A 24732-nucleotide genomic window follows, 5' to 3' on the forward strand; every position below is an offset into this window, starting at 1 on the left:
ACGAGCCTATCCGCCCGTCCGGCGGCCGCTGTCCGGGCCCATTCTGCCTTGGAGGATCCGCTCAAGGCGGTCCCGGCCGGGCAGGTTGCGGGGCCGGATGACGCGGCCGCTGCGGACGTGCAGGAAGGCGGCGGACACCCGGCGCAGCGGGGTGCCGGTGGTCTCGGCCCAGGCCAGGCGGTACACGGCGAGCTGGAGGGGGTCCGCGTCGGTGCCGCGGCCGGTCTTCCAGTCGACGATCTCGTACGCGTACGGGGAGCCGGCGGGGGCGCGGTAGACGGCGTCGATGCGGCCGCGGACGACCCGCCCGGCCAGGGTGAGCTGGACGGGCACCTCCAGGCGGTGCGGGACGCGCTCGGCGTACGGGCTCCGCTCGAAGGCCTCCTTGAGGCCGGCGAGGTCGGCCTCGTCGGCGACCTCCTGGTCGGAGCCGGGGAGGTCGGCCGCCGGGTCGAGGACGTCGAGGAAGGGCAGCGGGAGCTCGGTGAAGCGGGACTCCACCCACGCGTGGAAGCGGGTGCCCTGGCGGGCGGCGGGCTGCGGCGGCCGGGGCATCGGGCGGGCCAGGTCCCGGGCGAAGCCCTGCTCGTCGGCGGCGAGGCGGAGCAGCTGGCTCGCGGACAGCGAGGCGGGCAGCTCGACGTCGCGGACGGCGGCCCGCGAACGGCGCAGCTCGCCCTCCAGGGCGTCGAGGTCCCGGTCCCAGGAGGCGACGGCCCGCGCCTCCTCGGGGCTGAGCCCGGCCTCCGCGTGCCCGGGCCCCCCGCCGGAGCCGCCTCGACGGGCGGCGGGCACGGTGCGTGCGGGCACGCCGGCGCCCTCCTCGGGCTGCGGCTCGTCGGCCGGGGCCTCCCACTCCCCGTCCCACAGGTCGTCGGCGGGCGCGGCCGGATGCACGGCAGCGGCCCCCGGCCCGGACGGGGGCCCGGACGGCTCCACGGGCGCGGGCACGGCGGGGCCCGCCTGCGGCCGCTGCCCGTCGGCCGGGGCGTCGGCCCAGTCCCCGTCCCACAGGTCGTCGGCCGGCGCGGCCGGATGCACGGCAGCGGCCCCCGGCCCGGACGGGGGCCCGGACGGCTCCACGGGCGCGGGCACGGCGGGGCCCGCCTGCGGCCGCTGCCCGTCGGCCGGGGCGTCGGCCCAGTCCTCGGGCCACAGGTCGTCGGCCGGCAGGTCCGCCGGTACGGCGGCGGCCCGGCGCTGCGGGTCCGGTTCCGCTTCGGGGGCGGTGCGGCCGGCGGCGGACAGGTGGGATTCCACCAGGGCCGCGGCCCTGCGCCGCATCTCCAGGGAGTTCCGGTCCAGTGGCAGCGGCCAGGCGTGCTCCGCCTCCTTCGCCGCCGTCAGCGACGGGTTCTCCTCCTCCGGTTCCGGTTCGGGGGCCCAGGCCTCGATCTCACCGTGCCCGGCGGCACAGTGCGCGTACAGGGCCTCCAGGAACGGCGACGGCCCCCGCGGCTTCTTCTGCGACGGACCCCACCAGTGCCCGGAGGCGAGCAGCAGGGAGCGCGGGCGGGTGAAGGTGACGTAGCCGAGGCGGAGCTCCTCGACCGCCTTGTGCTCCTTCAGCGCCGCCTTGAACGACTTCAGGCCCGCCGAGGTCCACTCGGGGTCCCCGGGCAGGGTGGCCGCGTCGCCGCGCAGCGCGTACGGCAGGACCTTCGGGTACGAGGTCCACGCCTCCGGCGGCTTCTGCTTCGGGAAGGAGCCCGCGCACAGGTCGGGTACGACGACGACGTCCCACTCCAGCCCCTTGGACTTGTGGGCGGTGAGCACCTTCACCGTGTTGTCCCCGCCGGGCAGTGCGTGGTCGAGGCCCTTCTCGTACTGGACGGCGGTCCGCAGGAACCCGAGGAAGGCCAGCAGGGAGGCCTCGCCGTCGAGGGAGGCGAAGCCGGCCGCGACGTCGAGGAACGACGACAGGGTCTCGCGGCGGCGCGCGGCCAGGGCGTGCGGGGAGGCCGACAGCTCGACGTCGAGGCCGGTCGCGGCCAGCACCCGGTGCAGGACGTCCATCAGCGGGTCGGCGAGGGAGCGCCGCAGGTCGCGCAGCTCCTGCGCCAGGTGGGCGAAGCGGACGCGGGCGTCCGCGGAGAACGGCAGCCCGTCGTCCCCGCCGGAGCCGCCGGAGCCGCCGGAGCCGCCCTGGCCGTCGAGGAAGGTGTCGAGGGCGTCGGCCAGCGAGACGACCTCGGCCGGGTCGACCCCCTCCACGGCGGCGGCGAGCCGCCCGTCCGGGTCGGCCTCGCCGCGCGCCCGGCCGACGAGCAGGCGGGCGCGCCGGCCCAGCAGCGCCAGGTCGCGGGCGCCGATGCGCCAGCGCGGGCCGATCAGCAGCCGGACGAGGGAGGCGTTGGCGCCCGGGTCCTGGAGCACCTCGCAGACGGCGATCAGGTCGGCGACCTCGGGCAGGTGGAGCAGCCCGGACAGGCCGACGACCTCGACGGGCACCTCGCGGGCCGCGAGCGCGGCCTGGATCTGCGCGAAGTCCCCGGCGGAGCGGCACAGCACGGCGATGTCCCGCGGTTCGGTGCCGGTGCGGACCAGGTGGGCGACGGAGTCGCCGAGCCAGTCGAGCTCCTCGGCGTGCGTGGCGTGCAGCGCGCAGCGGACGGACCCGGCCTGCTCCTCCCCCGGCGCGGGCCGCAGCGCCTCGACGCCTTCGTGCATGGCGCGCAGCGGGGCGGCGAGCCCGTTGGCGAGGTCGAGGAGGCGGCCGCCGCTGCGCCGGTTCTCGCTGAGGGAGAAGCGGGTGGCGGGGGTGCCGTCGGCGTGCGGGAAGTGCTCGGGGAAGTCGTCGAGGTTGGCGACGGAGGCGCCGCGCCAGCCGTAGATGGCCTGGCAGGGGTCGCCGACGGCGGTGACGGCGTGCCCGGTGCCGCCGCCGAACAGCCCGGACAGCAGCAGCCGCTGCGCTACGGAGGTGTCCTGGTACTCGTCGAGGAGGACGACGCGGAACTCGTCGCGCAGCAGCGCCCCCACCTCGGGCCGGGTGGTGGCGAGCTCCGCGCACAGGGCTATCTGGTCGCTGAAGTCGAGGAGGTCGCGGGAGCGTTTGGCGGCGCGGTAGCGCTCGGTCAGCTCCAGCAGTTCGAGGCGGCCGCGGACGGCCTCGGGGACCTTGCGGAGGTCCTCGTTGGTCAGCCGGGTGCCGGCCAGCTCGTCGAGCAGCGCGGTGTCGTACGCGCGCAGCCGGTCGGGGCCGACGAGGTGTTCGGAGAGTTCGGAGTCGAGGGCGAGCAGGTCGCTGACGAGGTCGGGCAGCGATTTGGTGAGGGCCGGGTAGGGGCCGGGCGCCTCGCGCAGGACGCGGGCGGCGAGCTGGAAGCGGGTGGCGTCGGCGAGGAGGCGGGCGCTGGGCTCCAGGCCGATGCGCAGGCCGTGGTCCTTCAGGAGCTGCCCGGCGAAGGCGTGGTAGGTGGAGATGCGGGGCTCGCCGCCGGCGGCGTCCGCGGCGTCGGGCCCGGCTGCCGGGGCCGGGTCGGGGTCGGTGACGCCGGCGCGGGCGAGGGCGGTCCGGACGCGTTCGGCGAGCTCGCCTGCGGCCTTGTTGGTGAAGGTGAGGCCGAGGACCTCGCCCGGTGCGACCGTGCCCGTGCCGACGAGCCAGACCACGCGGGCGGCCATGACGGTCGTCTTGCCGGATCCGGCGCCGGCCACGATGACCTGCGGGGCGGGCGGCGCGGTGATGCAGTCCAGCTGTTCGGGGGTGAACGGGATGCCGAGGAGCTCCTTGAGCTGCTCGGGGTCGGTGAGGGGGGACGGGCGCGCGGACACCCGGAAAGGCTAGCCGTCCGGGCCGACACCGCCCGCGACGCGGCTCACACCGCCGGGTGCGGGCGGGCGTTTGCGGGGCGCCGCGGACCGGGCTCCGGTACGGCCCCCGGAGGCGCTCCGGGGCCGCTCCGGGGCCGCGGAGGCCGTGGCGCGCCGGGGGTGACGGCGCGGTGCGGCCGGTGGACGGCGGCGGCCGGGCGGCTCGCGCGGCCTGCCCGGCCGGGGCGGGCTGTGCGGCAGCTCACTCCACCGTCTGGCGGCCCTCGGGGCGGGCGCTGCACGAGCTGCGGAAGGAGCAGTGGTCGCAGTGGCGGCCGGGGGCGGGGGCGAAGCGCTCGTCCAGGACCCGCCCGGCGGCCGTGGCCAGCAGGTCCCCGACCCACTCGCCGGACGGCCCGGGCGGCAGCGCCTCCTGCGCCTGCACCTTGGGCGCGGTGTCGCCGCCGTCGCGCTTGGCGGCGCCCTGCCGCAGCTGGACGAGCTCGGCGCCGCCGGGCTCGGGGCGCAGCCCGTCGAAGACCTCGTCGACGGCGCCCTCGCGGACGGCGAGCTGGTAGACGGCGAGCTGCGGGTGCCGGGCCACCTCGTCCTTCGTCGGCGCCGCCTTGCCGGTCTTGAAGTCGACGACGTACGCCCGCCCCTGCGGGTCCGCCTCGACGCGGTCCATGGAGCCCCGGATCCGGACGGCGTACTCGCCCGCCTCGAGCGTGACGTCGAAGTCGTGCTCCGTGGCGACGGCCGTCCGGCCCCCGCGGTCGGTGGTGTGCCAGCGCAGGAAGCGCTCCAGCGCGGCGCGGGCGCTGTCCTTCTCCTGGCGGGACTTCCAGGGGGCGTCGAAGGCGAGGGCGTCCCACACGGAGTCGAGGCGCTCCATGAGGACGTCCAGGTCGGCGGGGGTGCGGCCGGAGGCGACCTCGTCGGCGAGGACGTGGACGACGTTGCCGAAGCCCTGGGCGGCGGTGGCGGGGGCGTCGGCCTTGACCTCGCGGCCGAGGAACCACTGGAGGGAGCACGTGTTGGCGAGCTGGTCCAGGGCGCTGCCGGACAGGGCGACGGGCCGGCTGCGGTCCCGCAGCGGCACCCGGCTGCGGGTGGGCTCGTACAGCCCCCACCAGCGCTGCGGGTGCGCGGCGGGCACCAGCGGGCGGCCGTCCTCGTCGGTGAGCGCGGCGAGGCGGGCGAGGCGGCGCGCGGCGGCGTCCCGCAGCGCGGGCGAGGCGGCCGGGTCGACGGTGGTGGCGCGCAGCTCGGCGACGAGCGCCGGGACGGCGAGGGGGCGGCGGGGCCGGCCCGCGACGTCCTTGGGGGGCACGCCGAGCTCGGTGAGGAAGCGGGAGGGCTGGTCGCCGTCCTCGGCGGCGGCCTTGACGGCGGTGACGACGAGGCGGTCGCGGGCGCGGGTCGCGGCCACGTAGAAGAGGCGGCGCTCCTCGGCGAGGAGCGAGCCGGCGCCGAGGGGCTCGGCGAGGCCGTCGCGGCCGATGCGGTCGGCTTCGAGGAGGGAGCCGCGGCGGCGGAGGTCGGGCCAGAGGCCCTCCTGGACTCCGGCGACGACGACGAGGCGCCATTCGAGGCCCTTGGAGCGGTGCGCGGTCATCAGCCGGACCGCCTCACGGCGGCTGGCGCGGCGGGTGAGGGTGTCGGCGGCGATGTCCTCGGCTTCGAGCTGTTCGAGGAAGTTGAGGGCGCCGCGGCCGCCGGTGCGCTCCTCGGCGCGGGCGGCGGTGTCGAAGAGGGCGCAGACCGCGTCGAGGTCGCGGTCGGCGTTGCGGCCGGCGGGCCCGCCGCGGCGGGCGCTGCGCTCCAGGCGCTGCGGCCAGGGCGTGCCGTCCCAGAGGGTCCACAGGGCCTCTTCGGCGGTGCCGCCGCCCTGGAGGAGCTCGCGTGTCTTGCGCAGGAGCAGGCCGAGGCGCTGGGCGCCCCGCGCGTACGCCGGGTCGTGCGCGACGAGGCGCTCCGGCTCGGCGAGGGCGCGGGCGAGCAGCACGTCGGAGGGAGCGGGCACGGCGGTGCCGGCCGCGCGCTCCTCGTCGCGCAGGGCCCGCCCGAGCCGCCGCAGGTCGGCGGCGTCCATCCCGCCGAGCGGCGAGGCGAGCAGCGACAGCGCCGCCTCGGCCCCGATCCACCCGGTGTCGCCCCCGCCGCCGTGGGCACTCTGCCCGTCGGCGTCCGGCGCGCCGGCGCCGGCGGGGGCCGCCGCGTCGGGGTCGTGCGCCGGCGTGGCGGTACGGCCGTCGGCGGCGTCGGCGGGGCCGGGGGTGCCCGCGGTGGCGGCCTGCGGGGTCGCCAGGGCCACCGTGCGGAGGGCCGTCAGGAGGGGGGCGACCGCCGGTTCGTGGCGGAGGGGGATGTCCGTGCCGTCCGTCTCGGCGGGGACGCCCGCCGCGATCAGGGCCCGCCGCATCGCCGGCAGGGTGCGGCCGCCGGCGCGGACCAGGACGGCCATGTCCTGCCAGGGAACGCCGTCCTCCAGGTGGGCGCGGCGCAGGATGTCCGCGATGTTGTCGAGCTCGGCGCCGGCCGTCGGGTACGTGTACACCTCGACGCGGCCGCCCTCCCGCGTCGGCGTGAGCCCCCGGTGTGCGCGGACCGCGTCCGCGGGCAGCCGCGGCACCGGCATGCGGGTGGTCAGCAGCCGGGTGGCGGCCAGGACGGCGGAGGCGGAGCGGCGGCCGACCGTCAGGGCCCGTACGGCCGCGCCGGGGAACGCGCCCTCGAAGTCGAGGATGTTGTTGATGTCGGCGCCGCGGAAGGCGTAGATCGACTGGTCGGGGTCGCCGAAGGCGACCAGCGTGCCGCCGGGCCCGGCCAGCGCACGCAGCAGCCGCAGCTGCGAGGCGTCGGTGTCCTGGAACTCGTCCACGTAGATCACGTCGTACGCGGCGGCCAGGCCGGGCGTCCGCTCGGCGAGCAGCACGGCGCGGTGCAGGAGCTCGGCGTAGTCGAGGGTGCCCTGCATGTCCAGGACGTCGAGGTACTCGGCGAGGAAGGCGGCGGCCGCCTTCCAGTCGGGCCGGCCGATGCGGGAGGCGAACGCGTCGAGGGCGGCCGGGCCGAGGCCGAGCTCGCGGGCGCGGGCGAGGACGGCGCGCACCTCGTCGGCGAAGCCCCGGGTGGTGAGGGCGGCCCGCAGGTCGTCGGGCCAGCGGATGGAGCGGATCTCGCGCTGCCCCTCCAGCAGGGTGCGGACCATGACGTCCTGCTCGGGCCCGGACAGCAGGCGCAGCGGGTCGGCGAACAGGTCGGTGTCCTGGTGGGCGCGGACCAGCCCGTAGCAGAAGGAGTGGAAGGTGGTGGCCTGCGGGGCGCGGGCGCCGCCGAGCCGGAGGGCGGCGCGGTCGCGCAGCTCGACGGCGGCCTTGCGGCTGAAGGTGAGGATCAGGATCCGGGCGGGGTCGGTGCCGGCCTCGACGCGGGCGGCGGCGGCCTCGACCAGGGTGGTGGTCTTGCCGGTGCCCGGCCCGGCGAGGACGAGCAGCGGTCCGCGGGTGTGGTCAACCACCGCCTGCTGCGCTGCGTCCAGCACAGGGGGCTCCGCTCGCCCCGGCCCGCTGCGCACGAGACGGTACGCGTCGGGGGTTCGCGTACGCAGCCGCTCGGGGCGGTCGGTGGAAGAGGTGATCACGTGAGGTGCCGGTCCTGGTGTTCGTGCTGCGGGGCGTACGGGTCCTGCGGCGTCCGCGGTCGCCGAGCGGGCGCCCGCCGGGGGGCCGGCCGCGACCGCCGAAGAGGCAACGCTACGGCAAGCGGCGCACCCCGTGCAGTTCCCCGAGGTCCGGCCCCGGATGCGCCCGGCACGGCGGCCGCGGCGGCCGCGGACCGCGCGCCGGGGCCCCGCCGCGGGGCGGAGCGGGCGGGTGCGCGGGAGTCCGGGCGGGCGGGCGGCGGTCCCCCGTCCGGGCCCCGGGGCCGGCTCTCGACCGGCGCGCGGGGTGCTCCGTGGCGGAAGCTGTCAGATGTGACCCTCGTCGCCCGCCGCGCCGTCCCCGCCGCCGTCCCAGCGTGCCCGCGGCATGTCGAGCCGGGCCTCGCCGCCGGCGGTGAGGCGCAGCGGGGTGGACTCGGCCCGGTAGTGCTCCAGGGCGCGGGGCTCGCTGCCGGGCAGGGGCCGGCCGTCGGCGCGCACCACGCGCCACCAGGGGACGGCGCCGCCGTACAGGGCCATGACGCGGCCGACTTGGCGCGGGCCGCCCTCCCCGAGCCATTCGGCGACGTCCCCGTAGGTCATCACCCGGCCGGGCGGAATCCGCTCGGCCGCGTCCAGTACGCGCTCCGCGTAAGCGGGCAGCTCCTCGCTCATTCCGCCCATGGTGCCGGACGGGGCGGACCGCTGTGCGGAGCGTTTCCCTCCACACCGGCGCGCACCCTGCCGCCCCCCGGGGCCGCCCGGCCGTGCCACCATCTTCCGGGCGGTGAGTGGTGATACGCGATCAAGAAGAGACGGCTGTGACGACGAAGGAGCAGGGTGTGAGCCCTCCGGACGGCGCGACCGAGGACGACGGCGCGCGCCCAGAGCCGGGCCCGGAGCCGCACCCCGGCATGCCCCGCGACGAGGCTCCCGGCGCGCCCGCAGACGGCCCGGCGGCCGCCGCCGCGGACGCGGCCCGCACCGCCGGGGACGCCGCCGCCGCGAATGCCTCCGCCGTTGACGCCGCCGCCGTTGACGCCGCCGCGGCCGGTGCCGACGAGGTCGAGGTCGACGAGCCGCTGCTCGCCGCCCGCGTGCACCGTCCCTCCGACCTCGTCCGCTTCCTCGTCGGCCTGCTCGGCATCGCCGTCGTCCTCGCCATCGCCGCCTTCGCGCACGGCACCACCGCCGGCCTGGAGGACGACATCAGCCAGGGCACCCAGGCCGCCCCCGACCTCCTGATCAAGGTCGCGGGCCTGGTGTCCAGCATCGCCGTCCTCCTCGTCCCCGTCGCCTTCGCGATCGAACGGCTGATCAAACGCGACGGGCTGCGCATCGCCGACGGCGTCCTCGCCGCCGTCCTCGCCCACGGCGTCACCCTCGCGACCGACCTCTGGGTCTCCCAGGCCGCCCCGGCCACCATCCAGGACGCCCTGACCCGCGCCGCGGGCGCCGGCGGCGCGCCCACCGACCCCGTGCACGGCTACCTCGCGCCCGTGATCGCGTACATGACCGCCGTCGGGATGACGCGCAGGCCGCGCTGGCGGGTCGCCCTGTGGGTGGTGCTGCTGCTCGACGCCTTCGCGATGCTGGTCAGCGGCTACACCACCCCGTTCTCGATCATCCTGACGGTGCTGATCGGCTGGAGCGTCGCGTACGGCACCCTCTACGCGGTCGGCTCCCCGAACGTGCGCCCCACCGGGCAGAACCTCCTCGCGGGCCTGCGCCGGGTCGGCTTCCAGCCGGTGAGCGCGGCGCGCGCCGAGGTCCCGGAGGGCGACGCCTCGGATGCCAGCGACCGGGGGCGCCGCTACCACGTCACCCTGGAGGACGGATCGCCGCTCGACGTCACCGTCGTCGACCGGGAGCAGCAGGCGCACGGGTTCTTCTACCGGGTGTGGCGCCGCATGACCCTGCGCGGGATCACGACGCGCCGCTCCCTGCAGTCGCTGCGCCAGGCGCTGGAGCAGGAGGCGCTCCTCGCGTACGCGGCGATCGCGGCCGGCGCGAACGCGCACAAGCTGATCGCGACCTCCGAGCTCGGCCCGGACGCCGTGATGCTCGTGTACGAGCACCTGGAGGGCCGGCCGCTGGACGCCGTCCCGGACGAGGAGATCACCGACGAGCTGGCCCGCCACGCCTGGGAGCAGGTACGCGCCCTGCAGTCGCGCCGGATCGCGCACCGCCGGCTGACGGGCGACGCCCTGCTGGTGGATCGTTCCGGCAGGGTCATCCTCACGGATCTGCGCGGCGGCGAGATCGCGGCCGGCGACCTGGTGCTGCGGATGGACATCGCGCAGCTGCTGACCACGCTCGGCCTGCGGGTCGGCGCGCAGCGCGCGGTCGCGTCGGCGGTGTCGGTGCTCGGGCCGGACGCGGTGGCGGACTGCCTGCCGCTGCTCCAGCCGATCGCGCTGAGCCGGTCGACGCGGGCCACGCTGCGCCGGCTCGCCCGGGAGCGGGCGGACCGGCAGCGGGAGGCCGTGCTGGAGTCCTCGCGCGCGGCGAAGGCGGCCCGCGAGGCGGCGGCCGGGAAGGCGGGCGCCAAGGCGGTCCCCGCCACGTCGGCGGCCGAGCGGAAGGCGGAGAAGCGGGCGCTGGACGATGCGCTGGAGGATGCCCGCGAGGAGGACCTGCTCAGCCAGATCCGCAAGCAGGTGCTGCTGATCCGGCCGCAGGCGCCGGTGGAGCCGGCCCGGCTGGAGCGGATCCGGCCGCGCACCCTGGTGTCGTTCATCGCGGGCGCGTTCGGCGCGTACTTCCTGCTGACGCAGCTGGCCCACGTGGACTTCGCGACGATCGTCGGCGGGGCCGAGTGGGGCTGGGTGGGGGCGGCGCTGGCGTTCTCGGCGCTGACGTACTTCGCCGCGGCGATGAGCCTGCTCGGGTTCGTGCCGGAGCGGGTGCCGTTCCTGCGGACGGTGGTGGCCCAGGTGGCCGGCTCGTTCGTCAAGCTGGTCGCCCCGGCGGCCGTCGGCGGTGTCGCGCTGAACACGCGGTTCCTCCAGCGGGCGGGGGTTCGGCCGGGGCTGGCGGTGGCCAGTGTGGGCGCCTCGCAGCTGTTCGGGCTGGCGGCGCACGTCCTGCTGCTGCTGGCGTTCGGCTACCTGACGGGCACGGAGAAGACCCCGGAGATGACGCCGTCCCGGACGGTCATCGCCGGCCTGCTGACGGTGGCCGTGCTGGTCCTCGTCGTGACGGCGGTGCCGTTCCTGCGGAAGTTCGTCGTGACGCGGGTGCGGGCGCTGTTCGCCGGTGTCGTGCCGCGCATGCTGGACGTCCTCCAGCGGCCGCAGAAGCTGATGACGGGCATCGGCGGGATGCTCCTGCTGACCGGCTGCTTCGTGATGTGCCTGGACGCGTCGATCCGCGCCTTCGGCGGCGGCGAGGCGCTGAGCTACGCGAGCATCGCCGTCGTGTTCCTCGCGGGCAACGCCCTCGGCTCGGCCGCGCCGACGCCGGGCGGCATCGGCGCCGTGGAGACGACGCTGACGCTGGGCCTGATCGCGGCGGGCCTGGACAAGGAGGTCGCGATCTCGGCGGTCCTGCTGTTCCGGCTGATGACGTTCTGGCTGCCGGTCCTGCCGGGCTGGGTGTCGTTCAACTACCTCACCCGCAAGGAAGCGATCTAGGTGCCGCCGCAGGAAGCGGCACGAGCGGCCGGCAGAGCCCTCGACGAGCGAGCTCGGCGAACTCACCCGAGCCGAGGCGAACCACCTCCACGGACGTAGCGAAGCGAATCGCCGACGCCGTGCCCGCGCCCGGAGGTAGCGTCGAAAGCGCCAACCGGACCGACGACCCCACGGTGAACTCATGAACGCGGCAGCACCGGCAACCCCGGTGATCGACACGCATGTGATCCTGCGCGACGGCGACAGAATTCTCTTGTCGCAGCGCGGCGGACCGTATGGCTACGGCCGGTGGCACGCCCCCTCGGGCAAGCTCGACGCCGGCGAGCCGCTCACCGTGGGCGCTGCACGTGAGCTGCGCGAGGAAACCGGCGTCGAGGTGGACCCGGCGCACCTGCGGCTCGTGCACGTCGTGCACCACAGGCAGAGCCCCGAGGTCGAGCGCATCGGCCTGTTCTTCGAGGCCACCGTGTGGAACGGCGAGCCCGTCAACCGCGAGCCCGAGAAGTGCCTCGATCTCCGCTGGTGGGCCGTTCACGCGCTGCCCGACGACATCATCGAATACCCCGCGGCAGGGCTGCTCGGCTACCTGAACCGCGACGGCGACCGGGTTCTCACCGAACACGGCTGGCATTAGTCCTGCGGGGAGCCGCGCCGCGGGCCCCGGCACCCGAACGGGCTCGTGCGGGGGCGGGGTGTGCGGGGGCGGCGGAGGATGGGGGCATGTCGAGACACGTCCTCCGGACGGCCGCCGCCGGCGCCGTCGTCCTCGCCGTGGCCGGGGTCGCCGGCTGCTCCGGCGGCGGAGGCGGCGCCCCGTCCCGCGCCGACGGGACCGGGTCGGCGCCGCCGCCGCTGAAGTGGGGCGCCTGCGCCGCCCCGACCGCCGCCCAGGGCGGCGGTCCCGCTCCGCCGAAGGACTGGCAGTGCGCCACGCTGCAGGTGCCGCTCGACTACGCCGACCCCGGCGGGGAGACGATCCCGCTCGCGCTGATCCGGGCCCCTGCCCGGGACAAGGAGCGGCGCCTCGGCTCCCTCGTGTTCAACTTCGGCGGCCCGGGCGGCTCCGGCGTCAGCACGCTGCCCGGCGCGGCCGAGGAGTACCAGGCGCTGCGCTCGCGCTACGACCTGGTGAGCTTCGACCCGCGCGGGGTCGGCGCCAGCGCGCCCGTGCTGTGCCAGACCGACAAGCAGCTGGACGCGTACTACGCCGCGGACAACACGCCGGAGACGCCGGCGGAGGAGAAGGAGTTCGCGGACGGGATCCGCCGCTACCACCAGGCCTGCGAGGCCCGGTCGGGGAAGGTGCTGCCGTACGTCGGCACGGAGAACGCCGCCCGGGACCTGGACCGGATCCGCCAGGCGCTGGGCGACGAGAAGCTGAACTACTTCGGCATCTCGTACGGCACCGAGCTGGGCGGGGTCTACGCCCACCTGTTCCCGGAGAAGGTCGGGCGGGCCGTCTTCGACGCGGTCGTCGACCCGACGAAGACCTCCGAGGAGAGCGCGCTCGGCCAGGCGAAGGGCTTCCAGCTGGCGCTGGAGAACTTCGCGCAGGACTGCGTGGACCGCGGCGACGAGTGCCGCCTCCAGGGCGCCACCGCCCAGGAGGTCGAGGACACGGTGGTCCGGCTGCAGGAGAGCCTGGCGCAGCAGCCCATCCCGGGCCTCGGCGGGCGCATGCTGACCGACTCCGCGGCGACGAACGGCATCGCGCAGGCCCTGTACTCCCAGGAGCTGTGGCCGCTGCTGGAGCAGGGCATCGACGAGGCGGAGGGCGGGCAGGGCCAGCTGCTGATGGCACTGTCCGACGCGCTGAACGGGCGGCAGGAGAACGGCCGCTACAGCAACATCGGGGCCGCCAACACGGCGGTCAACTGCGCGGACTCCAAGCAGCGGTTCACGCTGGAGCAGACCAAGGAGCGGCTGGCGGAGTTCCGCAAGGCCTCCCCCGTCTTCGGGGACTTCCTCGGCTGGGCGCTGATGGGCTGCACCGGCTGGCCGGTCAAGGGCGCCTGGGAGACGCCCGACGTGTCGGCGCCCGGCTCCGCGCCGATCCTGGTGATCGGCAACACCGGCGACCCGGCGACCCCGTACGAGGGGGCGCGGCGCATGGTGGAGCGCCTCGGACCGGGGGTCGGGGTGGAGCTGACGTACGAGGGCCAGGGGCACGGCGCGTACAACAGCGGCGACCCGTGCGTGCAGAAGGCGGTCGACGCCTACCTGCTGGACGGGACGGTGCCGTCCGGCGGCACCGTCTGCAAGGCCGCCTGACCGGGCGGCGGCCACCGGCCGGCCCCTGCCCCCGCGCCGTCGCGCGCGGGGGCAGGGGCCGGAAGAACGGACGGGCCTGCGGGCGGGCCTGCTAGTAGACGGGCTTCTGGGGCTCGACCTGGTGGACCCAGCCGATGACGCCGCCGCCGACGTGGACCGCGTCCGCGAAGCCGGCGGACTTCAGGACCGCCAGGACTTCCGCACTGCGGACACCCGTCTTGCAGTGCAGGACGATCCGCTTGTCCTGCGGGAGGTCCTGGAGGGCGGTGCCCATCAGGAAGTCGCCCTTGGGGATCAGCCGCGCGCCCGGGATGGAGACGATCTCGTACTCGTTCTTCTCTCGGACGTCGATGATCTCGATGTTCTCGCCCTCGTCGATCCACTCCTTGAGCTGCTTCGGAGTGATCGTCGAGCCGGCGGCCGCCTCCTGGGCCTCCTCGGACACGACGCCGCAGAAGGCCTCGTAGTCGATGAGCTCCTTGACGGTCGCGTTCGGGCCGCACACCGCGCAGTCGGGGTCCTTGCGGACCTTGACCTGGCGGTACTGCATCTCCAGGGCGTCGTAGATCATCAGGCGGCCGACCAGCGGCTCGCCGACGCCGGTGAGGACCTTGATGGCCTCGGTGACCTGGATGGAGCCGATGGACGCGCAGAGCACGCCCAGGACGCCGCCCTCGGCGCAGCTCGGGACCATGCCCGGCGGCGGGGGCTCCGGGTAGAGGCAGCGGTAGCAGGGGCCGTGCTCGGACCAGAAGACGGAAGCCTGGCCGTCGAAGCGGTAGATGGAGCCCCACACGTACGGCTTGCCGAGGAGGACGCAGGCGTCGTTGACGAGGTAGCGCGTGGCGAAGTTGTCGGTGCCGTCGACGATGAGGTCGTACTGGGAGAAGATGTCCATCACGTTGTCGGCTTCGAGCCGCTCTTCGTGGAGGACGACGTTCACGTACGGGTTGATGCCGAGCACGGAGTCGCGGGCGGACTCGGCCTTGGAGCGGCCGATGTCCGACTGGCTGTGGATGATCTGGCGCTGGAGGTTCGACTCGTCGACCTCGTCGAACTCCACGATGCCCAGCGTTCCGACGCCGGCCGCGGCCAGGTACATGAGGGCGGGCGAGCCGAGGCCCCCCGCGCCCACGGCCAGCACCTTCGCGTTCTTCAGGCGCTTCTGGCCGTCCATCCCGACGTCAGGGATGATCAGGTGGCGGGAGTACCGACGGACCTCGTCGACGGTGAGCTCGGCAGCCGGCTCGACCAGGGGTGGCAGCGACACGGGGACTCCGTAGATCGGTATGCGTGAACGGTGGTTCTTCCCGTAACACTGCCACGCCCTTCTTCATTCCGAGACACCCGGTCCGATGCGTGAGACGATTTCGTCCCAGTACGCGGGCATTGACGCCCAGGGGTCTCCGTTGGGGGCGCCGCGCCGGTCGGTGAACCAGATCGTCCCGGCGCCCTGCCAGCGGGCGATCCGCAGCGCCTCCTCCAGGTGCGTGCGCGGCACCCCGTGGACGAGGTGGCAGAACCGCTCCGGCGGGTGGTCGGCGGTCCACTCCGCCACCTGCGACCAGCGGTAGTCCGTCCAGGCCCCGGCGAAGGTGACCAGCTGGTCGGCGATGTCCGCGTAGCCCTCGTGGGGGTGGGTGCCGTGGCCGAGCACGATCCGCACGTCCTCGCCGAGGCCGCGCAGGGTGTCGGCGACCCGGCGCACTTCGGCGAGCCCGGACCGGTCGGCCGGGGCCCCGTCCAGGTAGAACCCGTCGACCCGGTACCAGTCGGCGAAGCGGTGGGCGTCGGAGACCAGCTCGCCGAACGTCCGCTCGCCGCCCCGCATCGCGAGATGCCCGAGGACGGTGCCGCCGGCCCCGCGGAGCCGGCCCACCGCCTCGGTGCAGTGCGGGTCGGGCCGGGAGCCGGGGCCGTCGGTGACGTTCAGCACGGCCCAGTGCAGGGGCGTGCCGGGCCGGGTCAGCTCGGCCCACTCGACGGGCGCGAGGAGCGGGTGCGCGTAGCCGGGGATGCCGAGGCCGACGCGGCCGGAGCCGGTGGCGGCGGCGGCCGGGGCGGGCGTGGTCAGATGCGGCACGCCGCCTCCATCCAGATGTCCGCGAGGGACTCCTCCAGGTTGATCCGGGGCCGCCAGCCGAGCCGGTCCCGGGCGGTGCGGACGTCCGCCTGCTGCCAGGCGCCGCAGCCGTCCGGGTAGGGGTACGCGGCTGCGGGCGGGGCGGCGGCCAGCTGCTCGGCGGTGGCCTCGGAGCGGGGAGCGCCGATCGCGGCGAGGGAGGGGGCCCGGCCGTGGCTGCCGTGGAGCGGCCCGTGGCCCTGGGGGTGTCCGCCCTGTGGGACGTCGATCTCATGGAGGGCGCCGCCGTAGCCCGCGACCCGGGCGAGGACGGCGGCGGCGTCGCGGAGCCGGACGGCGCGCCCGGTCCCGATGTTGACGACGCCCTGCGCGGCGGACAGGGAGGCGGCGTGCACGGCGCGCGCCACGTCCCGGACGTCGACGAAGTCCCGCTGGACCCCGAGGCCGCTGAGCTTCAGCTCGCCGTCCCCGGACTGCATGGCGCGCCGCATCGCCTCGGCGAGCCGGCCGAGCGGGGAGCCGGCGGGGGTGCCGGGCCCGACGGGCGAGAAGACGCGCAGGACGACGGCGTCGAGGCCGGAGCCGAGGACGAGCTCGGTGGCGGCGAGCTTGCTGACCCCGTACGGCCCGCCGGGTCTCGGGACGGCGTCCTCGGCGGTGGACGAGCCGGGCTGGCTGGGCCCGTACTCGGCGGCGCAGCCGAGCTGGACGAGGCGGGCCCCGCAGCCGCTGCGGCGCAGGGACTCGCAGATGGTGGCGACGGCGACGGTGTTGTGCCGGGTCAGCTCGCGGGCGCCGCCGCGGGTGGCGCCCGCGCAGTTGATGACGACGCCCGGGTGGACGGCGTCGAGGAAGCGGGTGAGCGCGCCGGGGCTGCCGGTGGCGAGGTCGAACCGGACGTCGGCGTCGTCGCCGCGGCCGAGCGCGGTCAGCTGGACGGCGGGGTCGGCGAGCAGCCGGTCGGCGACGTAGCGGCCGAGGTATCCGTTGGCTCCGATCAGCAGCACCCTCATCGCGCGGTCCCTCGGTTGGTTGGCTGGCCGGTCATGCGGTGTCTCCTTCTTCTTGGGTCGGGCGGGAGGGGTGGGGCGGGGCGGGCCTTCGCCGCTTCCGGTCGGCGCGGGGGCGGGCGGCCCTCAGGTCCGGGTGTGCGCGGAGGCGCGCGCCAGGACGGGCAGGGCGAGGGCGAGGAGGCCGGCCGCGGCGGCGGGCGCCGCGGGCGCGGCGGGGACCGCGGCGACGGCGAGCGCCGCGGCGACGGGCGGCCAGGGGGCGCCGTGGCAGAGGAGCAGCCGTGCCAGGAACAACAGCACGGCGAGCGGCACGGCGGCGGCGAGCGGCGCCCCGGCGAGGGCGGCGGCGCCCGCTGCGGCGGCGGTCTGGGCGGCGGCGGCCGCGAGGAGCAGCGGCCGGGCGGAGGCGGCGAAGTCCTCCAGGGCGCGGCTGGCGGCGAGCCGGCGGCGGGCGCGGGCGGCGAACGCCGCGGCGGCGAGGTGGCCGGGGGCGGCGGCGAGCGCGAGGGCGACGCCGAGGGGGGTGCCGTGGCGGTGGACGGCCCACCCGGCGGCGGCCGCGGCGGCGAGGTGGACGGCGAGGGAGCCGCGGCCGCGGGGGGCCCGCCCGGTGGCGGAGGGCCGGGCGAGGGCGGCGACGGTGGCGGCGACGGCGAGGGCGCCCGCGTACGGCAGGGCGGCGGCGGCCGCGGCGAGGGCGGCGGCGCCGGGCAGCAGGGCGAGGCCGATGCCGCGCAGGGCGCGGGCGTCGCGGGGGCGGGCCGCGGCGGGCTCTGCGGGCTCGTGGCCGCGGGGGGTGCGGGCGTAGAGCTCCTCGGCGAGGGAGAAGACGTCCCGGTGGCGGAAGCGGGCGGCGGTGCGGTCGGTGATGCCGCGGGCCTCCAGGCCGGCGGCGATCTCCAGCGGGTCCACGGCCTGCTCGCACAGCGCCCGGTGCCGGTGCAGCAGGGTCTTGACGGGGTCTCCGGCCGCCCGCCGGCGGGGGGCGGCGGCGACGGGCGCCGCAGCCACGGCTTCGTCGGGGGTCATACGGTCGCCTCCGTGGTGGGGGCCGGGGCGGGTGCGCCGGCGGGGTCCCCCGCGGCGGCCGCCGCGTCGGGGTCGGGATCCGGGTCGGGGTCGGCCCAGCCGGGGCTGGTCCAGTGGCCGGGGACGCGGGCCTCGGGGGGCTGCCCGAAGGGGACGCCGGCGCCGGGCCGGGCGGGTCCGCGGGCGAGGAGCCGCAGGTAGGCCGCCCGGAAGGCGGCGACGTTCTGCTCGACGGTGAACAGCTCCAGGGCGCGGGCCCGGGCGGCCGCGCCGAGCCGCTGGGCCCGTTCGGGGTCGCGCAGCAGGGAGAGGCAGGCGTCGGCGAGGGCGCGCGGGTTGCGGGGCGGGACGACGAGGCCGGTGCCGCCGATGACCTCGCACACCGCGCCGACGTCGGTGGAGACGGTGGCCCGGCCGCAGAACATCGCCTCGGCGAGCCCGGCGGGGAAGCCTTCGACGACGGAGGAGAGGACGGCGACGCGGCCGCTGCCGTAGGCCTCTGCGGCCGTTGCCGTCCCGGGCCCGCCGAGGTCCTCGAACGAGACGGGGTTCTCCCCGGCGGAGACGGCGTCGGCGGCCTCGTCGGGGAAGAGCTGGGCGGCCAGCGAGCGGCAGTCGGCGAGGTAGCCGGGGACCGCGGCGGCGGTCCCGAAGATCCGCAGCCGGGTGCCGGGGGCGGCCTTGCGGACCTCCGCGAAGGCGTGGAGCAGCCCGACGAGGTCCTTGCCGGGCTCGATCCGGCCGACCCACACGAGCGTGTCGGGGTCGCCGCAGGCGGGGTCCTCGCCGACGGCGGCGAATCGGTCCGCCTCCATGCCCGGGTAGACGGTCTCCATCCGGTCCCGGGTGGCGCCGCACCGCTCCTGCCAGCGGCGGGCGTGGGCGTTGCCGGGCGTGAGGAGGTCGGCGCGGGCGTAGATCTCGCAGGCGAGCCGGACGTGGAAGGCGGCGAGGAGGGCGCGCACGGCGGGCCGGCCGCCTTCGGGGCGGTCCAGGTAGTGGGCGCGCAGCCGCACCCCGTACTCGGTGACCAGGAGCGGCACTCCGAAGAAGCGTTTGGCCAGCAGTCCGGGGAGGGCGGCGACCCCGCCCGCGGCGGCGTGGCAGACGTCCACCTCGCGGAGGTCCTCGTACCAGTCGAGGGACAGCGGGCGCAGCAGCCGCTCCAGGGCGTCGGCGAACTCCAGCAGGTCGGCCACCTGGGCCTGCCGGACGGAGCGGCGGGCGCCGGGTGCCCGGCAGGCGGACTCCACCGTCCGCACGGCGGTCTCCGAGCGGAGGGCCGCGTACATGCCGCCCTGTTCGCGGGCGAGTTCGGCGAGCCCGTACAGTCCGGCGGCGAAGGGCTCGGCGCGGCCGGTGCAGATGCCGTCCACCAGCTCCCCGTAGGAGTCGGCGAACCGGCGGCGCTCGCGCCGGGAGTGGGTGCGGCCGTCGTCGGCGGGCGCCCACAGCGGGGCGGTCCAGACGCGGGTGACGTGCTCGGGGAGCACGACCCGGCCGCGCTCCTCCTGTTCGGCGCTGCGGCTCAGTGCGTAGAGCTCGAACTCGTGCTGCGGCAGCCCGCGCACGAGGCGCTCGCACCACAGCCGGCCCTCGCCCGCGGCATACGGATAGCCGCCTTCGGTGAGCAGTCCGATCCGCACGAATGGCACCCCCGAATCTCCGGTCGTGGCGGCGGCCGCCGGTCCGGCGACCGGCCGCGGGAGAAGCCAAGCGGATGCGCCGGTGGCGCGGCGGACGGTTGTCCGTCGCGCCACCGGAAGGGGTGAAGAGTCGTAACTTTCCCGTACGGTTCGCGTTCGAGCGCGCTACCTGTAGGGGCACCGCGAGGGTCGGCAAGCCGCGGAGCGAAGCGCTTTGCGGCTGCCGGGCTGTCCGGCGGGCCGACTTCCCGCCTGCCGTCCGCCTGTCCGGCCGACCGTCAGTTGCCGGGGAACACCCAGGGGTTGGGCTTGCAGCGGATCCCGTTGATCTCCAGCGACTTGGTCTGCTGCTGCATGATCGGGGCGGGGGCGCCCGGGGTCTGGCAGTTCACGTGCCCGTGGCCGAGCCGGTGGCCGACCTCGTGGTTGATGAGCATCTGCCGGTAGGCGAAGATCTGGTCCGCCCCGTACGTCGGCGAGCCCTGCGCCCACCGGAACGCGTTGATCATCACGCGGTCGGTGTTGGCCGAGTCGCAGGAGACGTTCTCGATGGTGGTGTCCAGCCCGGACTTCGCGCACCACACGCCGGTGGTGCCGGGGCTGGCGAGGGTGATGACGAAGTCGGCGCTGCCGCCGGGAACCCGCTCGAAGGTCTTGCGGCCGCCGTGGGCCCAGCTGCGGTCGTCGTTGAGGGTGCGGTGCACGGCCTCGGCGAAGAGCTGCGCGTCCATGCCGAGCCCGGTCTCGACGTCGACCCGGTAGCGGACCACGTCGCCCTTGCCGGGGGCGGCGGCGACGCCGGGGACCGTCTCGAAGGTCCCGGGCCCCTTGAGCTTCTCGTCGATCGGGAGCTGCTGGGCCATCTTCTGCTCGTACGTGAGCTCCGGCGCGGGCGCCGGGGCCGCGGGCGGCGCCTGCGGGACGGCCCGGCCGTCGGAGCGGGAGGCCGCGGACTGGCCGGGCATGGCCCGGTCGCCGGCCGTGCCCGCGGCGCGCGGGGAGGCGGACTTGCCGTCGGTGTCGGCGCTCATGTGGCCGGCGACGACGACGGCGAGGACGGTGGTGACAGCCGCGGCGGCCATGCCGGTGTAGGTGAGGGCCTTGCGGCCGCGCCCCGTGCCGGCGGCACCGGCCTGCGGTTCCTCGGCGTCGTCCGCGCGCGGGGCGGGCACCCGGCGCTGCGGGCCGGTGGAGGCGGGGTCGTCGGGGGCGTCCGCGCCGGGGCCGGAGTCGTGGAGAACGGTTTCGGCTGCGGACCGGGGGCCGCGGGCGGAGTCCGCGCCGCCGCCCGGGAAGCCCTGCCAGTCGCCGTACACCGGGTCGGGGCCGGCGCCCCACGCCCCGCCGGGCTCGCGCTGCTCGGGGTGGCCCGGGCGCCGGTCGTACGGTGAGCGCTGCTCCCGGTACGCAGCGTGCCCGCCGGGGAAGGCGTGCTCGCCGTATCCGTACTGCCCGTGCTCGTACTGCTCGTGCTGCTCGTGCTGCTCGTTCTGGTACTGCTGCCCGCAGGACTGCCCGTACGGCTGGTGCTGCCCGTACCCGTCCTGTCCGTACCCGTACTCCTCGCGGGCGCGGCCCTGCCCGTACGGGTCCTGCTGCCCGGCGGCCGGCGGCGCGGCGGGGGCGGCCTCGGGGGGCCGGCCTGCCGGAGCGGGGCCCTTGCGGCTGTGTCGTCCCAAGGTGCTCAGCCTCTGCCGTCGTCGGTATATCGGACATGTTTCCCGGTGTCGTCCAGGAGTTCCCGGAACGCCCTGGCCACGACGTCGGGGCACTCCATCATCGCCACGTGCCCGGCGGCGGGCAGGCACAGCAGGCGCGCGCCGCGGAACGCGGCGGCGGCCTTGCGGGCCATGCGGTAGGAGACGAGCTGGTCGCGGCCGCCGTAGACGAGCAGCGTCGGGGCCAGCACGCGCTGGGCCTGCCGCCACAGTCCGTGCTGTCCGCCGAGGGTGTAGGCGTCGACGATGCCGCGGGCGGTGCGGCTCATCGCGTCCCAGAAGTAGGGGAGCGCCATGCGCCGCTCCATCTCCTCGACGGCCTGGGCGAAGGCCTCCGGCGGCACCAGCGAGGGGTCGCCGTAGCAGAGCTCGGTGACGCCGCGGGTGCGCTGCTCGGCGGTGAGGCCGCGGGTGAGCCGGTCGACCAGCGCGGCGGTCCCGGGCAGGGCGAGGAGGCCGGTCGGCACGGCCGACCGCTGCACGCGCAGCTCGGGGAGGGCGGGCGAGACCAGGGTCAGGGTGCGCACCAGGTCGGGGCGGGCGGCAGCGACGCGGGTGGTGACGGCGCCGCCGAGGGAGTTGCCGACGAGGTGGACGGGGCCGCGGCCGGCGGCGTCGAGGTGCCGGATGACGGCGCGGGCCATCGCGGTGACCGAGTAGTTCCGGTCGGCGGGCGGCGGCGACCAGCCGAAGCCGGGCAGGTCGACGGCCTCGCCGTCGACGCGGTCCTCCAGGCGGGCCATGAGGGCGGACCAGTTGGTGGAGGAGCCGCCGAGGCCGTGCACGAACAGGGCGGGCGGCAGTCCGGCGCCGGCGGTGGCGGGGCGGAACCGGACGGCGAGTTCGAGGCCCGGCAGCCGGTCGGTGCGCAGCTGCTCCCCCTCGGCCACCCGGGCGGCGCCGGCCCGGGAGGACGGCTCGGCGGCGGAGCGCACACCCGGCAGCTCGGTCGAAGACATGCGGGCAATGTTACGAGAGGATCACGTCCGGACTCCTGTGTTCGGCGTCACAGGCCGGGGACGGCCGCGTAGCGGTGCACGGGCGATCCTCCTAGGCTTTGGGGTAGGCAGGACCAGGGGTGAGGGAAGGTGGAGAGCCTGATGAGTGTCGACCCCGCAGAGCCGGACACCTTCCGGGACCAGTTCCGGGAGTCGCTGGACGCGGAGGCGCCGGAGGCCGACGCGGCGGAGCAGCTGGCGGAACTCCGGCCCGATGACGACGAGGACGAGGACGAGCGTGTCACGGGGGTGGAGCGCGGCGAGGCGGCCGACGGCGACGCCGCCGAGCAGGCGCGCGTGGTGCCCCTGGACGAGGAGGACTACCGCTGAGCCGTCCACCGCTGCCCACTACCGCCCGGTAACCCGCCAGGGCGTTCTGACCAGCGCCTCCGGGTGGTCCGCAGAGCGAGAAAACTCGGCCGGAACCCCCCGCATGCGGTTACCGAAAAGTACGATGGCGGGCGCGGCGCAGAGCGCACTGTGCATGAGAGAAAGTGGGAGGCGGCGTGACAGCCATCGAGCAGACGGAGGCAGCGCGTCCTCGGGGCACGCGCCTGCCGCGCCGAGCCCGACGCAACCAGCTCCTGGGCGCGGCCCAGGAGGTCTTCGTCGCGCAGGGGTACCACGCGGCGGCGATGGACGACATCGCCGAGCGGGCCGGGGTCAGCAAGCCGGTGCTCTACCAGCACTTCCCCGGCAAGCTGGACCTGTACCTGGCGCTGCTGGACCAGCACTGCGAGAACCTGCTCCAGGCGGTGCGCGGGGCGCTGGAGTCGACGACGGACAACAAGCTGCGGGTCGCCGCGACCATGGACGCCTACTTCGCGTACGTGGAGGAGGAGGGCGGCGCGTTCCGCCTGGTGTTCGAGTCCGACCTGACCAACGAGCCCGCGGTGCGCGAGCGCGTCGACCGGGTGTCGCTGCAGTGCGCGGAGGCGATCTCCGACGTGATCGCGGAGGACACGGGGCTGTCCCAGGACGAGTCGATGCTGCTGGCGGTGGGCCTGGGCGGCGTCTCGCAGGTGGTGGCCCGGTACTGGCTCTCCAGCGAGAGCCCGGTCGCCCGCGACAAGGCGGTGGGCCTGCTGACGTCGCTGGCCTGGCGCGGCATCGCCGGCTTCCCCCTGCACGGCGCGGACGGCGCCGCGGCGGGCCCGGCCGCCTGACCGCCCGGACCGGCCGCGGGGCGGCGCCGGCCGCACCGGTCCGCGCCGCCCCGCGCTGTTCGCTGCGAGCGTGCCCGGAGCACGGCTCGCCCGTCCCCTCTGCGGGCTAATGTGGACCGGTACGGCGCGGCTGATCGCGCACAACGACCGTCGGAGGGACGAAGCCGTGGAGGTCAAGATCGGCGTGCAGCACGCACCCCGGGAGATCGTGCTGGAGAGCGACCTGAGCGCCGAGGAGCTGGAGCGCATCGTCGCGGCCGCGCTGACCGGTTCGGAGCCGCTGCTCAGCCTCACCGACACCAAGGGCCGCCGGGTCCTGGTGCCGTCCGACCGCCTGTCGTACGTGGACCTGGGCGAGCCGAACGTCCGCAAGGTCGGCTTCGGCGCGCTCTGACGCGGTGTCGGGCGTCTGCAAGGGCGTCCGGGAACTGGCCGAAACGGCCCGGCGGTTGCTTCCGCCGGGCCGTTTCCGCGTCTTCCGCTTCGGGTAGGACGGCTCTGACCTGGTTCGGCTCCGGCCTGCGGGAGGCCCTCATGCTGCTGCTGGAAGCGCTCGGCTCCGCCCTGTTGGGCCTGGCCCTGGCCGCGGCGGCGGTGCGCCTGCTCGCCCGGCGCCTGCCGGCCGCCCGGCTGGTGCTCGCCAGCGGGGTGCTCGGCGCCCTGTTCGGGGCCTGGCTGACGGGGTACGCGCTCGGCCCGGGGCACGCCAGTCCGATGGCGACGCTGGCCGGCGCGGTGCTGGTGTCCGCCGTGGTGCTGTCGCTGCTGCTGCGGCCGGGCGGGTCCGCCGGCGGCCCCCGCCGGGCTCCGTTTTCGCTTCCGTCGCGGGGCTGACCGTCCCCGCGCGCCCCGATCCCGCACCGGACGCCGCCCGCCCGGCGGCCCCTCCGGCGGATCCTGACGCCTCGGCCCCGGTGCGCGGTGCGCGCGCCGGGGCCGCCGTACGGCCGCAGCCGGAACCGCCGGTGTCAGGCGGCGAGGCCCAGGGCCGCCATCCGCTTGGTGTGCGCCTTGGTGATGCGGGCGAACATCTCGCCGACGGCTGCCAGGTCGAAGCCGGCCGCCATCCCGTCGACCCCGCCGACGAGCATGGTCGACAGGGCGTCGCGCTCGGCGACGACCCGCTGCGCCTGCGAGAGGGCCTCGCCCATCAGGCGGCGCGCCCACAGGGCGAGCCGGCCGCCGCAGCGCGGGTCGGCCTCGATGGCGGCGCGGACCTTCTCCACGGCGAAGCCGCCGTGGCCGGTGTCGTCGAGCACGCCCAGCACCAGGGCGCGGGTGTCCGCGTCCAGGTGGCTGGCGACCTCGCGGTAGAAGTCACTGGCGATCGAGTCGCCCACGTACGCCTTGACCAGGCCCTCCAGCCAGTCCGACGGGGCGGTCTGGCGGTGGAAGTCGTCGACGCCCTTGGCGAAGGGCTCCATCGCGGCGGTCGGCTCGGCGTCGATCGCGGCGAGCCGGTCGCGCAGCCGCTCGAAGTGGTGGAACTCGGCGGCGGCCATCTTCGCGAGCTCGGCCTTGTCGTCGAGGGTGGGCGCGAGCTTCGCGTCCTCCGCGAGGCGCTCGAATGCGGCCAGCTCGCCGTACGCGAGCGCGCCCAGGAGGTCCACGACGGCGGCCCGGTACTGCGGCGAGGCCGAGGCGGTCGCCCAGTCCTGGGCGGCGATGCCGCCGGACCCGGCGGAGGCGCCGTCGTCGGCGGGCGTTGCGTTTTCTACGGTCGACATGGTCCGCACAATAGCCCGCCCCGGGGACGCCGAGGCCACCACGT

The 24732-nt window shown here is 76.2% G+C and carries 18 protein-coding genes; 7 read left to right on the top strand and 11 right to left on the bottom strand.

What is annotated here, in order from left to right; all coding sequences use genetic code 11:
• Positions 1-6: 6 nt before the first annotated feature.
• The 3 genes from MUK52_RS10525 to MUK52_RS10535 form a co-directional block, all read right to left on the bottom strand.
• Positions 7-3777: a UvrD-helicase domain-containing protein gene (locus tag MUK52_RS10525; protein ID WP_284575711.1), complete on the bottom strand. Its 3771-nt coding sequence runs from the start codon at positions 3775-3777 to the stop codon at positions 7-9.
• A 241-nt stretch (positions 3778-4018) separates the two neighbouring features.
• Positions 4019-7402, bottom strand: a complete 3384-nt coding sequence (locus MUK52_RS10530; RefSeq protein WP_284575712.1) for an ATP-dependent helicase — start codon at positions 7400-7402, stop codon at positions 4019-4021.
• Between the two features lie 327 nt (positions 7403-7729).
• On the bottom strand, positions 7730-8086 hold the full coding sequence (locus MUK52_RS10535) for an MGMT family protein (protein ID WP_246042326.1): 357 nt from the start codon (positions 8084-8086) through the stop codon (positions 7730-7732).
• A gap of 158 nt (positions 8087-8244) precedes the next feature.
• On the opposite strand from MUK52_RS10535, the gene MUK52_RS10540 reads away from it, so the two are divergent.
• The 3 genes from MUK52_RS10540 to MUK52_RS10550 all read left to right on the top strand — a co-directional run bounded on the left by MUK52_RS10540 (position 8245) and on the right by MUK52_RS10550 (position 13308).
• Positions 8245-11037: a lysylphosphatidylglycerol synthase transmembrane domain-containing protein gene (locus MUK52_RS10540; protein ID WP_502963554.1), complete on the top strand. Its 2793-nt coding sequence runs from the start codon at positions 8245-8247 to the stop codon at positions 11035-11037.
• Positions 11038-11218: 181 nt separating this feature from the next.
• Positions 11219-11671: an NUDIX hydrolase gene (locus MUK52_RS10545; protein WP_114054052.1), complete on the top strand. Its 453-nt coding sequence runs from the start codon at positions 11219-11221 to the stop codon at positions 11669-11671.
• Between the two features lie 86 nt (positions 11672-11757).
• Complete coding sequence (locus tag MUK52_RS10550; protein WP_284575713.1) at positions 11758-13308, top strand: alpha/beta hydrolase; 1551 nt, start codon at positions 11758-11760, stop codon at positions 13306-13308.
• A gap of 91 nt (positions 13309-13399) precedes the next feature.
• Here the strand turns inward: MUK52_RS10550 and moeZ are convergent, their stop codons facing one another.
• From moeZ to MUK52_RS10585, 7 genes are all read right to left on the bottom strand, one after another.
• Complete coding sequence (moeZ, locus tag MUK52_RS10555) at positions 13400-14578, bottom strand: adenylyltransferase/sulfurtransferase MoeZ (RefSeq protein WP_114054050.1); 1179 nt, start codon at positions 14576-14578, stop codon at positions 13400-13402.
• A 63-nt stretch (positions 14579-14641) separates the two neighbouring features.
• A complete protein-coding gene (locus MUK52_RS10560) occupies positions 14642-15391 on the bottom strand; it encodes a spherulation-specific family 4 protein (protein ID WP_114054049.1) in 750 nt (249 codons plus the stop codon).
• Entirely contained in the window at positions 15379-16404 is a 1026-nt protein-coding gene (locus tag MUK52_RS10565; protein ID WP_284575714.1) for an SDR family oxidoreductase, read from the bottom strand. The genes MUK52_RS10560 and MUK52_RS10565 overlap by 13 nt, the downstream gene beginning before the upstream one ends.
• 123 nt (positions 16405-16527) lie before the next feature.
• Positions 16528-17433 (bottom strand): hypothetical protein, encoded by a 906-nt coding sequence (locus MUK52_RS10570; RefSeq protein ID WP_284575715.1) that lies wholly within the window; start codon positions 17431-17433, stop codon positions 16528-16530.
• Positions 17430-19079 (bottom strand): DUF3492 domain-containing protein, encoded by a 1650-nt coding sequence (locus MUK52_RS10575; RefSeq protein ID WP_114054046.1) that lies wholly within the window; start codon positions 19077-19079, stop codon positions 17430-17432. Before MUK52_RS10575 ends, MUK52_RS10570 begins: the two co-directional genes overlap by 4 nt.
• 278 nt (positions 19080-19357) lie before the next feature.
• Entirely contained in the window at positions 19358-20758 is a 1401-nt protein-coding gene (locus MUK52_RS10580; protein WP_284575716.1) for a DUF3152 domain-containing protein, read from the bottom strand.
• Positions 20759-20763: 5 nt separating this feature from the next.
• The gene (locus tag MUK52_RS10585; RefSeq protein ID WP_284575717.1) at positions 20764-21756 is read right to left on the bottom strand and encodes an alpha/beta fold hydrolase; all 993 of its coding nucleotides are present in this window, start codon (positions 21754-21756) and stop codon (positions 20764-20766) included.
• 141 nt (positions 21757-21897) lie between these two features.
• On the opposite strand from MUK52_RS10585, the gene MUK52_RS10590 reads away from it, so the two are divergent.
• The 4 genes from MUK52_RS10590 to MUK52_RS10605 all read left to right on the top strand — a co-directional run bounded on the left by MUK52_RS10590 (position 21898) and on the right by MUK52_RS10605 (position 23795).
• Positions 21898-22125 carry an Rv3202a family protein gene (locus MUK52_RS10590; RefSeq protein ID WP_114054043.1) on the top strand — a complete coding sequence of 76 codons (228 nt, stop codon included), beginning with the start codon at positions 21898-21900 and terminating at the stop codon, positions 22123-22125.
• Positions 22126-22301: 176 nt separating this feature from the next.
• Entirely contained in the window at positions 22302-22961 is a 660-nt protein-coding gene (locus tag MUK52_RS10595) for a TetR/AcrR family transcriptional regulator (RefSeq protein ID WP_114054042.1), read from the top strand.
• A gap of 166 nt (positions 22962-23127) precedes the next feature.
• Positions 23128-23355, top strand: coding sequence for a DUF3107 domain-containing protein (locus MUK52_RS10600; RefSeq protein WP_216827122.1), 228 nt, complete (start codon positions 23128-23130; stop codon positions 23353-23355).
• Positions 23356-23495: 140 nt separating this feature from the next.
• Positions 23496-23795: a hypothetical protein gene (locus MUK52_RS10605; protein ID WP_428985392.1), complete on the top strand. Its 300-nt coding sequence runs from the start codon at positions 23496-23498 to the stop codon at positions 23793-23795.
• Between the two features lie 134 nt (positions 23796-23929).
• Here MUK52_RS10605 and MUK52_RS10610 read toward each other — a convergent pair whose 3' ends face one another.
• The gene (locus tag MUK52_RS10610; RefSeq protein WP_114058456.1) at positions 23930-24688 is read right to left on the bottom strand and encodes a ferritin-like fold-containing protein; all 759 of its coding nucleotides are present in this window, start codon (positions 24686-24688) and stop codon (positions 23930-23932) included.
• Positions 24689-24732: the final 44 nt, after the last annotated feature.

Origin of the sequence: Streptomyces sp. 2P-4, assembly GCF_030167965.1 — a bacterium.
In the GTDB taxonomy this organism is placed as follows: domain Bacteria; phylum Actinomycetota; class Actinomycetes; order Streptomycetales; family Streptomycetaceae; genus Streptomyces; species Streptomyces globosus_A.

Bases quoted from the DNA above. Each gene is read 5' to 3' on its own strand.
- MUK52_RS10535 (WP_246042326.1), bottom strand. From the start codon at position 8,086: ATGGGCGGAATGAGCGAGGAGCTGCCCGCTTACGCGGAGCGCGTACTG.
- MUK52_RS10590 (WP_114054043.1), top strand. From the start codon at position 21,898: ATGAGTGTCGACCCCGCAGAGCCGGACACCTTCCGGGACCAGTTCCGG.
- MUK52_RS10550 (WP_284575713.1), top strand. From the start codon at position 11,758: ATGTCGAGACACGTCCTCCGGACGGCCGCCGCCGGCGCCGTCGTCCTC.
- MUK52_RS10570 (WP_284575715.1), bottom strand. From the start codon at position 17,433: ATGACCCCCGACGAAGCCGTGGCTGCGGCGCCCGTCGCCGCCGCCCCC.
- MUK52_RS10545 (WP_114054052.1), top strand. From the start codon at position 11,219: ATGAACGCGGCAGCACCGGCAACCCCGGTGATCGACACGCATGTGATC.
- MUK52_RS10610 (WP_114058456.1), bottom strand. From the start codon at position 24,688: ATGTCGACCGTAGAAAACGCAACGCCCGCCGACGACGGCGCCTCCGCC.
- MUK52_RS10605 (WP_428985392.1), top strand. From the start codon at position 23,496: ATGCTGCTGCTGGAAGCGCTCGGCTCCGCCCTGTTGGGCCTGGCCCTG.
- MUK52_RS10565 (WP_284575714.1), bottom strand. From the start codon at position 16,404: ATGAGGGTGCTGCTGATCGGAGCCAACGGATACCTCGGCCGCTACGTC.
- MUK52_RS10585 (WP_284575717.1), bottom strand. From the start codon at position 21,756: ATGTCTTCGACCGAGCTGCCGGGTGTGCGCTCCGCCGCCGAGCCGTCC.